General features: G+C 51.3%; 15 protein-coding genes and 1 riboswitch. Of the genes, 11 read left to right on the top strand and 4 right to left on the bottom strand.

Annotation, left to right across the window (positions count from 1 at the left end; genetic code table 11):
* The first annotated feature begins 17 nt into the window (after positions 1-17).
* The 3 genes from tolC (at position 18) to QNN86_RS18950 (ending at position 3,500) form a co-directional block, all read left to right on the top strand.
* Positions 18-1,508 carry an outer membrane channel protein TolC gene (tolC, locus tag QNN86_RS18960; RefSeq protein WP_135911399.1) on the top strand — a complete coding sequence of 497 codons (1,491 nt, stop codon included), beginning with the start codon at positions 18-20 and terminating at the stop codon, positions 1,506-1,508.
* Between the two features lie 148 nt (positions 1,509-1,656).
* Complete coding sequence (locus QNN86_RS18955; RefSeq protein WP_115257469.1) at positions 1,657-2,334, top strand: DUF1190 family protein; 678 nt, start codon at positions 1,657-1,659, stop codon at positions 2,332-2,334.
* 5 nt (positions 2,335-2,339) lie between these two features.
* Positions 2,340-3,500 (top strand): glutathionylspermidine synthase family protein, encoded by a 1,161-nt coding sequence (locus QNN86_RS18950; protein ID WP_096755641.1) that lies wholly within the window; start codon positions 2,340-2,342, stop codon positions 3,498-3,500.
* Between the two features lie 85 nt (positions 3,501-3,585).
* Here QNN86_RS18950 and ygiD read toward each other — a convergent pair whose 3' ends face one another.
* Complete coding sequence (gene ygiD / locus QNN86_RS18945; protein ID WP_181498624.1) at positions 3,586-4,374, bottom strand: 4,5-DOPA dioxygenase extradiol; 789 nt, start codon at positions 4,372-4,374, stop codon at positions 3,586-3,588.
* Positions 4,375-4,521: 147 nt separating this feature from the next.
* Between ygiD and zupT the strand changes: the two genes are divergently transcribed.
* The gene (zupT, locus tag QNN86_RS18940; protein ID WP_279278094.1) at positions 4,522-5,295 is read left to right on the top strand and encodes a zinc transporter ZupT; all 774 of its coding nucleotides are present in this window, start codon (positions 4,522-4,524) and stop codon (positions 5,293-5,295) included.
* A gap of 65 nt (positions 5,296-5,360) precedes the next feature.
* On the opposite strand, the gene QNN86_RS18935 is transcribed toward zupT, so the two are convergent.
* A complete protein-coding gene (locus QNN86_RS18935; RefSeq protein WP_096759330.1) occupies positions 5,361-5,537 on the bottom strand; it encodes a hypothetical protein in 177 nt (58 codons plus the stop codon).
* A 395-nt stretch (positions 5,538-5,932) separates the two neighbouring features.
* On the opposite strand from QNN86_RS18935, the gene QNN86_RS18930 reads away from it, so the two are divergent.
* The 3 genes from QNN86_RS18930 to dsbI are packed head-to-tail and all read left to right on the top strand — an operon-like array spanning position 5,933 to position 9,113.
* Positions 5,933-7,729, top strand: coding sequence for an aryl-sulfate sulfotransferase (locus QNN86_RS18930; protein WP_279277653.1), 1,797 nt, complete (start codon positions 5,933-5,935; stop codon positions 7,727-7,729).
* A 23-nt stretch (positions 7,730-7,752) separates the two neighbouring features.
* On the top strand, positions 7,753-8,421 hold the full coding sequence (locus QNN86_RS18925; protein ID WP_279277652.1) for a thiol:disulfide interchange protein DsbA/DsbL: 669 nt from the start codon (positions 7,753-7,755) through the stop codon (positions 8,419-8,421).
* 14 nt (positions 8,422-8,435) lie between these two features.
* Entirely contained in the window at positions 8,436-9,113 is a 678-nt protein-coding gene (gene dsbI / locus QNN86_RS18920; RefSeq protein WP_181617936.1) for a protein-disulfide oxidoreductase DsbI, read from the top strand.
* Between the two features lie 88 nt (positions 9,114-9,201).
* On the opposite strand, the gene ribB is transcribed toward dsbI, so the two are convergent.
* Positions 9,202-9,855 carry a 3,4-dihydroxy-2-butanone-4-phosphate synthase gene (ribB, locus tag QNN86_RS18915; RefSeq protein WP_096755635.1) on the bottom strand — a complete coding sequence of 218 codons (654 nt, stop codon included), beginning with the start codon at positions 9,853-9,855 and terminating at the stop codon, positions 9,202-9,204.
* A 106-nt stretch (positions 9,856-9,961) separates the two neighbouring features.
* Positions 9,962-10,111, bottom strand: a riboswitch (FMN riboswitch).
* A gap of 132 nt (positions 10,112-10,243) precedes the next feature.
* Between ribB and ubiK the strand changes: the two genes are divergently transcribed.
* Positions 10,244-10,540 carry a ubiquinone biosynthesis accessory factor UbiK gene (gene ubiK / locus QNN86_RS18910; protein WP_135953046.1) on the top strand — a complete coding sequence of 99 codons (297 nt, stop codon included), beginning with the start codon at positions 10,244-10,246 and terminating at the stop codon, positions 10,538-10,540.
* A 33-nt stretch (positions 10,541-10,573) separates the two neighbouring features.
* Here ubiK and glgS read toward each other — a convergent pair whose 3' ends face one another.
* Positions 10,574-10,780, bottom strand: coding sequence for a cell surface composition regulator GlgS (gene glgS, locus QNN86_RS18905; RefSeq protein ID WP_096755633.1), 207 nt, complete (start codon positions 10,778-10,780; stop codon positions 10,574-10,576).
* A gap of 293 nt (positions 10,781-11,073) precedes the next feature.
* Here glgS and QNN86_RS18900 point away from each other — a divergent pair, with 293 nt between their 5' ends.
* The 3 genes from QNN86_RS18900 (at position 11,074) to QNN86_RS18890 (ending at position 13,677) form a co-directional block, all read left to right on the top strand.
* Complete coding sequence (locus QNN86_RS18900) at positions 11,074-11,703, top strand: OB-fold-containig protein (protein WP_279277651.1); 630 nt, start codon at positions 11,074-11,076, stop codon at positions 11,701-11,703.
* A 23-nt stretch (positions 11,704-11,726) separates the two neighbouring features.
* Complete coding sequence (locus QNN86_RS18895; protein ID WP_279277650.1) at positions 11,727-13,403, top strand: flotillin family protein; 1,677 nt, start codon at positions 11,727-11,729, stop codon at positions 13,401-13,403.
* Between the two features lie 214 nt (positions 13,404-13,617).
* A complete protein-coding gene (locus tag QNN86_RS18890) occupies positions 13,618-13,677 on the top strand; it encodes a type I toxin-antitoxin system Ibs family toxin (protein ID WP_199947192.1) in 60 nt (19 codons plus the stop codon).
* The last annotated feature ends 89 nt before the right edge of the window (positions 13,678-13,766 follow it).

Below are 13,766 nucleotides of genomic sequence, written 5' to 3'. Positions count from 1 at the left end.
CTGCTTCACAACAAGGAATGCAAATGAAGAAATTGCTCCCCATCCTTATCGGCCTGAGCCTGTCGGGGTTCAGTACTTTGAGCCAGGCAGAGAACCTGATGCAGGTTTATCAGCAAGCACGCCTGAGCAACCCGGAATTGCGTAAATCCGCCGCCGATCGCGATGCTGCATTCGAAAAAATTAACGAAGCGCGTAGTCCGTTACTGCCGCAGTTAGGTTTGGGTGCCGATTACACCTACACCAATGGTTACCGTGGTGATGCAGATGGCCTTAACTCTAACGCTACCAGTGCTTCGTTAACCCTGACTCAGTCTCTGTTCGATATGTCGAAATGGCGTGCCCTGACGCTGCAAGAAAAATCAGCAGGCATCCAGGATGTGACCTATCAGACCGATCAGCAAACGCTGATCCTGAATACCGCCACGGCCTATTTTAAAGTATTGAACGCGATTGATGTGCTGTCATACACCCAGGCACAGAAAGACGCAGTTTACCGTCAGTTGGATCAGACTACCCAGCGTTTTAACGTCGGCCTGGTCGCCATTACTGACGTACAGAACGCCCGTTCACAATACGATACCGTGCTGGCAAATGAAGTTACCGCGCGTAACGATCTGGACAACGCGGTGGAAGAGCTGCGCCAGGTTACCGGCAACTACTACCCGGAACTGGCCTCGCTGAACGTTGACGGCTTTAAAACCAACAAGCCGCAGGCGGTGAATGCACTGCTGAAAGAAGCCGAAAATCGCAACCTGACCTTACTGCAGGCACGTTTAAGCCAGGACCTGGCGCGTGAACAAATTCGTCTGGCGCAGGACGGTCACCTGCCGACGCTGGATTTAACCGCCTCTACCGGTGTTTCTGATACCTCTTACAGCGGCTCTAAAACCCGTGGGGCGACAGGTTCCCAGTATGACGACAGCGACATGGGTCAGAACAAAATTGGCCTGAATTTCTCGCTGCCGCTGTATCAGGGTGGCATGGTTAACTCGCAGGTGAAACAAGCACAGTACAACTTTGTGGGCGCGAGCGAACAGCTGGAAAGTGCGCACCGCAGCGTGGTACAGACCGTACGTTCATCCTTCAATAACATTAATGCGTCCATCAGTAGCATTAACGCGTACAAACAAGCGGTTGTCTCTGCACAAAGCTCTTTGGACGCGATGGAAGCCGGTTATTCCGTTGGTACACGTACCATCGTGGATGTGTTGGATGCCACCACCACGCTGTACAACGCCAAACAGCAGTTGGCTAACGCACGTTATACCTATCTGATTAACCAGTTAAACATCAAATCTGCGCTCGGTACGCTGAACGAACAGGATCTGGTGGCGCTGAACAATACGCTGGGCAAACCGATTCCGACCGCGCCTGACACCGTCGCGCCGGAAAACACACAGCAAGACGCTGCAGCAGACGGCTATACCGCGAGCAACAACGCGGCAGTCGCTCAGCCGACGGCAGCACGTTCAACCAGCAGCACCGGCAACAATCCGTTCCGTAACTGATGGTGATGACGGGGCTTCGGCCCCGTCTGAACGTAAGACAACGTAAAGATCCGCCCCTTCTTCCGCATTCTCGCCTCTTCCCGCTTCAATTTCGACCAGTCATCCTCTATTCTGAGCAGTATTTACCACTGGGTCCTGGAAGACATAAATGAAACGGACAAAATCTATACATCACGCGTCGTTCCGCAAAAGCTGGAGCGCACGCCACCTGACTCCTGTTGCCCTGGCTGTTACCGCCGTTATTATGCTGGCGGGCTGTGAGCAGAGCGACGAAACAGTATCGCTTTACCAAAATGCGGACGACTGCTCGACGGCGAATCCGGGTAAAAGCGCTGAATGTACAACCGCATTCAACAACGCGCTGAAAGAAGCTGAGCGCACGGCGCCGAAGTACGCCACCCGCGAAGACTGTATCGCTGAATTCGGCGAAGGTCAGTGCCAGCAGGCACCTGCACAGGCCGGTATGGCACCAACGGGTGAAGGCCAGGCTCAGGCACAGAATCAGAGCAGCGGCAGCTTCTGGATGCCGCTGATGGCAGGCTACATGATGGGCCGCATGATGGGCGGCGGTATGGGCGCTCAGCAGCCGCTGTTCAGCTCGAAAAATCCGGCCAGCCCGGCCTATGGCAAATATACCGATGCAGGCGGCAAAAACTACGGCGCAGCAACGCCGGGCCGTACCATGACCGTACCGAAAACCGCCATGGCGCCGAAACCGGCAACCACATCAACCGTCACGCGCGGTGGATTTGGTGAATCTGTCGCCAAGCAAAGCACCATGCAACGTAGCGCCAGCGGTACCACCACGCGTTCAATGGGCGGCTGATCCACATGGAAAGAGTCAGTATTGTTGAGCGCCCGGACTGGCGCGAAAAAGCCACCGAATATGGTTTTAACTTTCACACCATGTACGGCGAACCGTACTGGTGTGAAGACGCCTACTACAAGCTCACGCTTGCACAGGTCGAAAAGCTGGAAGACGTCACCGCTGAACTGCATCAAATGTGCCTCAAGGTGGTTGAAAAGGTCATCGCCAGCGACGAGCTGATGACCAAGTTTCGTATTCCCAAACACACCTGGGGATTTGTCCGCCAGTCATGGCTGACTCAGCAGCCGTCGCTCTATTCCCGCCTCGATCTGGCATGGGATGGCATCGGTGAACCTAAGCTGCTGGAAAACAACGCCGATACGCCAACCTCGCTGTACGAAGCTGCATTCTTCCAGTGGATCTGGTTAGAAGATCAGCTCAATGCCGGGAACCTGCCGGAAGGCAGCGATCAGTTCAACAGCCTGCAGGAAAAGCTAATTGAACGCTTCACCGCGCTGCGCGAACAGTATGGCTTTCAGCTACTGCACCTGACCTGCTGTCGTGACACCGTCGAAGATCGCGGGACCATCCAGTATTTGCAGGATTGCGCGGCCGAAGCGGAAATCGCCACCGAATTCCTCTATGTCGAAGATATCGGCCTCGGTGAGAAAGGTCAGTTCACGGACTTAGAAGATCAGGTGATTGCCAACCTGTTTAAGCTCTATCCGTGGGAATTTATGCTGCGTGAGATGTTCTCTACCAAGCTGGAAGATGCCGGCGTTCGCTGGCTGGAACCGGCCTGGAAGAGCATCATCTCCAACAAAGCACTGTTACCACTGCTGTGGGACATGTTCCCGAACCATCCGAACCTGCTGCCTGCGTATTTCGCCGAAGACGACTATCCGCAGATGGAAAAATTCGTCGTGAAACCGATCTTCTCGCGTGAAGGCGCTAACGTCTCGATCGTTGAGAACGGTAAAACGATCGAATCGGTGGAAGGCCCGTACGGTGAAGAAGGGATGATCGTACAGCAGTTCCATCAGCTACCGAAGTTTGGCGATAGCTACGTGCTGATCGGCAGTTGGCTGATTAACGATCAGCCAGCCGGGATTGGCATTCGCGAAGACAGAGCGCTGATCACTCAAGATCTTTCCCGCTTTTATCCGCATATTTTTGTCGAATGAATGAAAGTGCCGGGTAGCGGCTCCGCCTTACCCGGCCTATGACACGAACTGTAGGCCCGATAAGCGCAGCGCCATCGGGCATTAATCATCCAATCTGCACCGACAGCATACTCAGACTGCCCATTTCAATGCCGTCCACTGGGATCGTCACCGATTCTTTTCCATCCCACGCGCCTAATACGTAAAGCAGCGGCAGATAGTGATCCGCTGTTGGATTCGACAACGATCCGCCTTCATGATCCAGGTAGTTGACCAGCGGATGTTGTTCAACCGGTCCCTGCCATGTCAGGTTGGCCTTCACATAATCGTTGAATGAGGACGCCCACGGGTATGGCGTATTTTCACCGTGCCAGCGTGCCGTGCGCAGGTTATGCACCACGTTACCACTGGCCACCAGCATAATACCTTCGTCGCGCAGCGCCGCCAGCTTACGACCCATTTCAAAATGCCATGCGGCCGGCTTCGTGCTATCAATGCTTAATTGCACCATCGGGATGTCGGCATTCGGGTACATCTTGATCAACACGCCCCACGACCCGTGGTCAAAACCCCAGGCTTCTTTGTCTAAGGCGACAGGGACGGGAGACAGCAAATCCACCAGATGCTGCGCCAGTTCTGGCGAGCCCGGCGCCGGATAATGTGTGTCATACAGCGCCTGCGGAAAACCACCAAAATCATGAATCGTTTTCGGTGCTTCCATGGCAGTTACGCCAGTGCCACGGGTAAACCAGTGCGCCGAAACCACGACTATGGCTTTCGGGCGCGGCAACGTTTCCCCCAGTTGCTGCCAGGCACGGGTATAAACGTTATCTTCCAGAACATTCATCGGGCTGCCGTGCCCCAAAAACAATGCTGGCATACGAGTTGAAGACATGATGATATCCTTACTGAGGGAGTCATTTTGATATCATCACAATACGCTTTTTCGGTTGATGAAGAACTCAGATAACCATGATGAAGATCATCAGTTATTTTGACGGTCTGGCCCGGACAGCAGATGGATAAGGAGTTGGATTTGTCGATGTCAGTACCTTTACTTCTGACTTTACTGGCGGGTGCCGCCACCTTTATTGGCGCCTTTCTTGGCGTGCTGGGACAAAAGCCCTCAAACCGCGTGCTCGCCTTTTCTCTAGGTTTTGCCGCGGGCATTATGCTGCTTATTTCCCTGATGGAGATGCTCCCCGCCGCACTGGCTGCAAAAGGAATGTCACCCGTACTTGGCTACGGGATGTTTATCGTAGGCTTACTGGGCTATTTTGGTCTGGATCGCTTGTTGCCTCACGCCCATCCTCAGGATCTCGTGCAAAAAACAACACCACCTTTACCCGGCTCTATTAAACGCACAGCCATTTTGCTCACGCTTGGCATTAGTCTGCACAATTTCCCGGAAGGGGTCGCGACGTTTGTTACCGCCAGCAGCAACCTCGAGCTGGGTTTTGGTATCGCCCTCGCCGTGGCGTTACATAATATTCCTGAAGGTTTGGCCGTTGCCGGGCCGGTGTACGCCGCAACCGGTTCGAAACGTACCGCAATATTTTGGGCCGGGATCTCCGGTATGGCGGAAATACTCGGCGGCGTACTGGCGTGGTTAATTCTGGGGAGTTTAATTTCACCGGTGGTCATGGCGGCGATTATGGCAGCTGTTGCCGGTATTATGGTCGCGCTGTCCGTCGATGAACTGATGCCGCTGGCAAAAGAAATCGACCCGAATAATAACCCCAGCTATGGTGTGCTCTGCGGAATGTCGGTGATGGGACTCAGCCTTGTCATCCTGCAATCAATGGGCATCGGATAATACAGACGGCGGATGCTGTCCTACCCTGCAGACCATCCGCCTCTACAACAGCAAAGCGACAGGGATTATTCATGCTCCCTGACCGTGCCAGCCTCTTCGCTCGTACGGCGAAAGAGTTTGTTACGCGCCTCAAGCAACGCATCTCGGTCTTGTCTAAACGCGCGGCAATAACGCTTCATATGACAATAATAACCAATAGCAACGAGTGCAATTAATACCATCCAATACCAGGCAATAAACATTCTTTTACCCTTAAAATTTAACATCATTAAACATTTAACGTTAAAAATTCACATATCCTTATTTCAACCTACCACTATAGTGGCACATTACAGAAACAAATAGATGATTTCGATCATATAAACCAACGGATGGAGCTAATTGGAAAACGTGTATTCAAAATAAAACAATGTCGAAAGGATCACACTACAGAACAATAATTATTGTTCTGAAAATATCCCAATCCTACTATCAAAAAGCATTAGCAATATAGACTATTGATATTTTATATATTTAAAGACAATAAATAGTTTTGATTTTAACACCTCCTAAAACGATATCATTTAATTATTATTCACGGAAAAACATAGTCCATTCATATTGATTATGCTTATAAGTAATATAAGGAGATATATCCATGTTTAAACAATACCGTAAAACATTCCTCGTGGGTGCTATCGCTCTGACAAGCGGGTTGACCACCGTAAATTCTTTTGCGGCGGGATTTCAACCAGCACAACCCGCAGGAAATTTAGGCGCAATAATTGTTGACCCTTATGGAAATGCACCACTTACCGCACTGGTTGAATTAGATAGTCACGTTATTTCAGATGTTAAAGTTACCGTTCATGGCAAAGACGAAAAAGGGATTCCTGTTACCTATACCGTTGGCAAAGAATCGTTAGCTACCTATGACGGCGTACCTATTTTTGGTCTTTATCAAAAATTTGCTAATAAGGTTACCGTCGAGTTTAAAGAAAATGGCAAGCCGATGAAGGATGATTATGTGGTGCAAACCTCTGCCATCGTGAATCACTACATCGATAACCGCTCTATTTCCGATCTGCAGCAAACCAAAGTCATTAAGGTCGCCCCTGGCTTCGAAGACCGCCTGTATATGGTAAATACTCATACCTTCACCGCACAGGGGGCTGAGTTCCACTGGCATGGCGAAAAAGACAAAAATGCGGGCATTCTTGATGCCGGTCCGGCGGGCGGCGCGTTACCTTTTGACATCGCGCCCTTCACCTTTGTCGTCGACACGCAAGGTGAATACCGCTGGTGGCTGGATCAGGACACCTTCTATGATGGCCATGACATGGACATCAACAAACGCGGCTATCTGATGGGCATACGTGAAACACCGCGCGGTACCTTTACCGCCGTGCAGGGCCAGCACTGGTATGAATTCGATCTGATGGGCCAGATCCTGGCTGACCATAAACTACCACGCGGATTCCTTGATGCGTCGCATGAGTCGATTGAAACAGTCAACGACACCGTCCTGCTGCGCGTCGGTAAGCGCGACTATCGCAAAGAAGACGGCATACATGTGCAAACCATTCGCGACCAGATTATTGAAGTCGACAGATCGGGCCGTGTCGTTGATGTCTGGGACCTGACGAAAATTCTTGACCCGCTGCGTGACGCGCTGCTCGGTGCATTAGATGCAGGCGCGGTATGCGTCAACGTCGACCTCGCACACGTAGGTCAACAGGCTAAGCTGGAGCCGGATACACCTTTCGGCGATGCTCTGGGCGTGGGCGCTGGTCGTAACTGGGCGCACGTTAACTCTATCGCCTATGATGCCAAAGATGATTCCATTATTCTCTCCTCTCGCCACCAGGGCGTCGTCAAAATTGGTCGGGATAAGCAGGTGAAATGGATCCTTGCGCCGTCTAAAGGCTGGAATAAACAACTGGCAAGCAAGTTGCTGAAACCGGTCGATGCAAAAGGCAATGCGCTACAGTGCGATGAAAACGGCAAGTGCGAAAATACCGATTTTGACTTCACCTACACTCAGCATACGGCGTGGCTTTCCAGCAAAGGCACATTAACTATTTTTGACAACGGCGATGGCCGCGGACTGGAACAACCGGCGTTGCCGACCATGAAATACTCCCGTTTCGTCGAATATAAAATTGACGAGAAAAAAGGCACCGTCCAGCAAATTTGGGAATACGGCAAAGAACGTGGTTACGATTTCTACAGCCCGATTACATCAGTTATTGAATATCAAAAAGACCGTGACACCATGTTTGGCTTCGGTGGCTCAATTAATTTATTTGATGTTGGACAACCGACCATCGGTAAAATCAATGAAATTGACTACAAAACAAAAGAAGTCAAAGTTGAAATTGATGTCCTTTCCGATAAGCCCAATCAAACCCATTACCGGGCATTACCCGTTCGTCCACAACAGATGTTCAAATAATCACGGTGCATTAAGGATTAACTATGTCAGCTAAATGGATTACCTCATTATTTAAAAGCATGCTGTTAACCGCCGCTCTTGCGGTCCCTTTTGCGGCCTCAGCGTTTACCGAAGGCACCGATTATATGGTCCTGGAGAAACCGATTCCCAATGCCGATGAAACACTGATCAAAGTGTTTAGTTATGCCTGCCCGTTCTGCTACAAGTACGACAAAGCCGTTACCGGTCCGGTATCAGACAAGGTCGCCGATCTCGTTACCTTCACGCCGTTCCATCTGGAAACCAAAGGCGAATACGGAAAACAAGCCAGCGAAGTCTTTGCCGTGCTGATTGCCAAAGATAAAGCCGCGGGTATTTCCTTGTTCGATACCAAATCGCAGTTTAAAAAAGCCAAATTCGCGTATTACACGGCCTACCACGACAAGAAAGAACGTTGGTCAGACGGGAAAGATCCGGCGTCATTCATTAAAACAGGTCTGGATGCCGCAGGCATGAGCCAGGCCGACTTTGAAACTGCGCTGAAAGATCCTGCCGTTCAGGAAACGCTGGAAAAATGGAAAGCCGCCTATGACGTCGCCAAAATCCAGGGCGTTCCGGCTTACGTCGTCAACGGTAAATACCTGATCTACACCAAGAGCATTAAATCCATTGATTCTATGGCGGCGCTCATCAGAGAACTGGCAACGAAATAAACAGGGATAAGCTTATGGCTTTCATAAAGGGATTGTGGCGAGATTTACGTACCACGCCGGTAGAGACGCTGGTGAGATGGCAGGAACAGCGATTTCTGTGGCTGTTGATGGCAGTCGCGATGGGTGGGCTAATTATTTTGGCGCACTCGTTTTTCCAGATCTATCTCTACATGGCCCCCTGTGAGCAGTGTGTATACATTCGCTTTGCCATGTTTGTGATGGTGGCCGGTGGGCTGATCGCGGCGATAAACCCGAAAAATGTCATTCTGAAGCTCATTGGTTGTATTGCAGCATTTTACGGCAGCATTATGGGTGTTAAGTTTTCACTTAAGCTCAATGGCATTCATCATGCGGTACACAACCCGGATCCGGATTCACTTTTTGGCGTACAGGGATGTTCAACTGACCCCACTTTCCCGTTCAATTTGCCTCTGGCAAACTGGGCCCCGGAATGGTTTAAGCCCACCGGTGACTGCGGCTATGACGCCCCCATCGTTCCTGATGGCGTGGTACTCAGCAGCATGCAGAAGTGGTTTGTCGATCTCTACCAGCAGTCTGAAGGCTGGTATTTGTTACCACCGTGGCAGTTTATGAATATGGCGCAAGCCTGCCTGTTGGCCTTTGGTTTGTGTTTAGTGTTGCTACTGGTAATGAGCGGAGCCTGGGCTCTTAAACTGGCCAGAACAAAATAACCGGTCTGCAATAACAAAAAACCGAAGCCAGAAAACTGACTTCGGTTTTTTTATTGCCACCACAACTGGCGTGGTGAAGCATGTGCTATCAGCTGGCTTTACGTTCGTGCGCCTGGCGGTAAGCGACTAAATCTTCGATCGTGACCACGGCCATATTATGCTTGCCGGCAAATTCGATGCACGCTGGCGCACGCGCCATGGTGCCATCATCATTGGTCAGTTCGCACAGCACGCCTGCCGGTTTAAACCCTGCCAGCGTCATCAGATCGATGGTTGCTTCAGTATGACCACCGCGGGTCAGCACGCCGCCGGCCTGAGCACGCAGCGGGAAAACGTGTCCCGGACGGTTCAGATCGGAAGGTTTAGCGCCATCTTTAACTGCCGCGCGAACCGTGGTAACACGGTCAGCAGCAGAAACGCCGGTCGTTACGCCTTCAGCGGCTTCAATGGTCACGGTAAAGCCCGTGCCGTAAGCACTGGTGTTATTTTCCACCATCATTGGCAGATCGAGCTGTTTGCGTCGGTCTTCAGTAATGCACAGGCAAACAATACCGCTACCGTGACGGATGGTAAGCGCCATCTGTTCAACGGTCATGGTTTCTGCCGGGAAAACCATATCGCCTTCGTTTTCACGATCTTCATCGTCAAGCACCATCACACCGCGTCCTTCACGCAGCGCAGACAGCGCATGTTCAACACGTTCGAAAGGCGTACCAAAAGAGGAAAGTAGCGTCTGATTCATGGTAAAAAAACCTCACTAAAATTATGGTTACCAGAATCAGGGCAGTCTTAGGAGTACCGTCTAAGCGGCAAAAAAATAACGTGAGCGGGTCCATGCCCGACTGGATCGTTACTCTCTCCCATCCGGACTCTAACCGTCGGCCCCGGAATTACACCGGATCTGCTGACCTTTTTGCCGTAACAAAAAGCGCTCGCGGGCTTTCAACATTAGTTGATTTACCGCCGGTGGGGAATTTCGCCCCGCCCTGAGAATAAGCGAGTTAACTATAACGCTATTGATTACCTTCATCAACGCCTTTGCTTGACTTCACTTCACACAATTCTGGTTTATGCCGCTGCCAGTTCGCACTACAATAGGCAGCAACACGTACCAGTTCAGGGAAACCACCATGATTGACCCGAAAAAAATTGAGCAGATTGCTCGTCAGGTCCACGAGTCGATGCCGAAAGGGATCCGCGAGTTTGGGGAAGATGTCGAGAAAAAGATTCGCCAAACGCTGCAGTCACAGCTGACGCGCCTGGATCTGGTAAGCCGCGAAGAGTTTGATGTACAAACCCAGGTTTTGCTGCGCACCCGCGAAAAGCTCGCGCTGCTTGAGCAACGCCTGACCGAGCTGGAAGCGCGCGAGAAACCGGCTGAAGTGAAGCCTGCGCCTGCTATCCCGCCCGTAGATCCGCAAGCGTAAAAACGACAACGGGCCGCAAGGCCCGTTTATCTGTTAGTGTTCCAGCTCTAATTTTTTCGCCTCAGTTGCCTGCTGGCAATACAGCGCGTAGCGTTTGCAAAACCAACTGCGGTGCTCCTCATCCATGTTGCCAGTTACGGCCTGGATATCAACAGGGTGGCCCTCAGCCTGCATCCTGGCAAAACTCCGTGCCAGGAAATCGAAATTGTTCAGTGAATACATATTGCTGTTCATGAGCATACCCTCCAGTTATTGAATATCTGTTAAGGCCATATGCTTTTTCTGATTTCAGTATTTCCCTATACAGAAAGTTGTTCTGTACATAATGTGCGCAAATTGAGAGCTATGCTTCACACTTTCCTACGAAATCTGAGAGGGGGAAGAGTCCTTTTTCGGATTTAAGGATCAAGGGCGTCCATGCTATTGTAACGTTATGTAAAAGTAAGAGGTAAAACCATCACTTACGACACTATGCCCAAATAACTTGAAGAATGACGGGTATATCAGGGAACGCGGTTACAGGAGGACGAGACTTGATTTTATTTGCGGAATATAACAGCCCCTACCTGTTTGCTATTTCATTTGTTCTACTTATTGGCCTACTGGAAATTATCTCGCTTATTTTTGGCCATTTTCTTTCAGGCGCGCTGGATGCACATCTCGATCACTATGACTCCCTGACCTCCGGCAATATTGGACAAGCGCTGCACTATCTGAACATCGGACGCATTCCCTCACTTATCGTGCTTTGCTTACTCGCCGGCTTCTTCGGGCTCTTCGGCATACTCATCCAGCATGGCTGGGTCACGCTATGGCAAACACCGTTCAGTAACCTGTTGCTGGCCCCGATATGTTTACTGCTTTCGGTTTTCGCCGTGCATTACAGCGGGAAGGTCATTGCCCCCTGGATGCCCCGCGACGAAACTACCGCCCTCGCGGAGGATGATTTTATCGGCAACATGGCCATAGTCACCGGGCACTGCGCCGTTGCCGGAATGCCCTGTGAAGGCAAATTTACCGATAAGTTTGGCCAGACCCACTATTTGTTGCTGGAACCTGAGCCCGGGAAAGAATTTAGAAAGGGAGACAAGGTGCTGATTATCTGCCGACTCTCCGCAACACGTTATTTAGCTGAGCTAAACCCCTGGCCAAATGTCTTGTAGTTTTACTTTAAGGGAATAACAGAATGGATGATGTTTTTGGCATGCTACCTTCATGGATGTTTACCGCCATTGTGGCGGTGGTCGTCTTATTAATTATCGGTATTATCCTTGCTCGCCTCTACCGTCGCGCCTCTGCTGAACAAGCCTTTGTGCGTACCGGACTTGGCGGACAGAAAGTGGTGATGAGCGGCGGTGCGATCGTGATGCCCATCTTCCACGAAATCATTCCGATCAACATGAATACCCTCAAGCTTGAGGTTAGCCGTTCCACCGTCGACAGCCTGATCACCAAAGACCGTATGCGCGTTGACGTCGTCGTCGCGTTCTTTGTCAGAGTAAAACCCTCCGTTGAAGGTATTGCTACCGCCGCCCAGACACTGGGGCAGCGCACCCTGTCACCGGAAGATTTACGCGTGTTGATCGAAGATAAATTTGTCGATGCCCTGCGCGCAACCGCATCGCAAATGACCATGCACGAGCTTCAGGACACCCGTGAAAACTTCGTTCAAGGCGTGCAGAACACCGTTGCGGAAGACCTGTCAAAAAACGGTCTGGAGCTGGAAAGCGTCTCGTTAACCAACTTTAACCAGACGGAAAAGGTCCATTTCAACCCAAATAACGCCTTCGATGCCGAAGGTCTGACAAAACTGACGCAGGAAACCGAACGCCGTCGCCGCGAACGCAACGAGGTTGAACAAGACGTTGAGGTTGCCGTGCGCGAGAAAAATCGTGATGCACTGTCACGTAAGCTGGAAATCGAACAGCAGGAAGCCTTTATGACGCTTGAGCAGGAGCAGCAGGTGAAAACCCGCACCGCCGAGCAAAACGCGAAAATCGCCGCGTTTGAGGCCGAACGTCACCGCGAAGCGGAACAGACGCGCATTCTTGCCGAACGCCAGATTCAGGAAACAGAAATCGAGCGTGAGCAGGCCGTTCGTTCGAGAAAAGTCGAGGCCGAACGTGAAGTACGCATTAAGGAGATCGAACAACAGCAGGTCACAGAGATTGCGAATCAGACCAAATCCATCGCCATTGCCGCCAAGTCCGAACAGCAGTCTCAGGCTGAAGCGCGCGCTAACGACGCGCTGGCAGAAGCCGTTCGCGCCCAGCAGAATGTAGAAACCACTCGCCAGACCGCAGAAGCCGATCGCGCGAAACAGGTGGCGCTGATCGCCGCCGCGCAGGATGCAGAAACCCAGGCGGTTGAACTGACCGTGCGGGCGAAAGCGGAGAAAGAAGCAGCCGAACTGCAGGCGGCGGCGATTGTTGAACTGGCCGAAGCCACGCGTAAAAAAGGGCTGGCGGAAGCCGAAGCCCAGCGTGCGCTGAACGATGCTATCAACGTGCTTTCTGACGAGCAAACCAGCCTGAAGTTTAAACTGGCACTGCTGCAGTCTCTGCCAGCGGTTATTGAAAAATCCGTGGAACCAATGAAGTCTATCGATGGGATCAAGATTATTCAGGTTGATGGTCTCAATCGCGGTGGCGCAGTGGGTGAAGTCGCAGCCGGCAGCGTAAGCGGCGGGAATCTGGCTGAGCAGGCGTTATCCGCCGCCCTTGCCTACCGTACCCAGGCGCCGCTGATTGATTCGCTGTTAAATGAGGTAGGCTTGTCCGGGGGGTCGCTACACGCCCTGACTACGCCGTTAAACACAACGGCAGGAGTCGATATTAACCATGAGGCTGCAGTAAAAGAATAATAACAACGTCTGCCGAGTTTCCCCCCATCCCTGGCCCGTAAAGCCGGGGATTTTTTATTCTGGAGCAGCGTTTTGCGTGGACGATCCAGCAATAAGAAATCAGCAGGAGAAAGCCCTTGCCCCTGTCAGGAGGCTCACTAACAATCGCCTTGTCAGCATGGGGCTGCAACAAGAAAGCCCCTCTCGAAGAAGGGGCTTTAATAAGGAAAGGGTTATGATGAAGTTCGTCATCATACTGGTTGTGCTGTTATTGATAAGTTTCCAGACCTATTAACAGTCAATCAGAGGGGGGAGAAATCCCCTCTCACCCTTATTCCTGTACTTTAGGTCGAAAAAACAGCAGCGTCAACAGCGGAAAGCGCG

This window comes from Citrobacter sp. C348 (assembly GCF_047467975.1).
Lineage (GTDB): Bacteria > Pseudomonadota > Gammaproteobacteria > Enterobacterales > Enterobacteriaceae > Citrobacter > Citrobacter gillenii.
The sequence above is the reverse complement of the archived record's forward strand: the minus strand, read 5'-3'. Positions and strand labels throughout refer to the sequence as shown.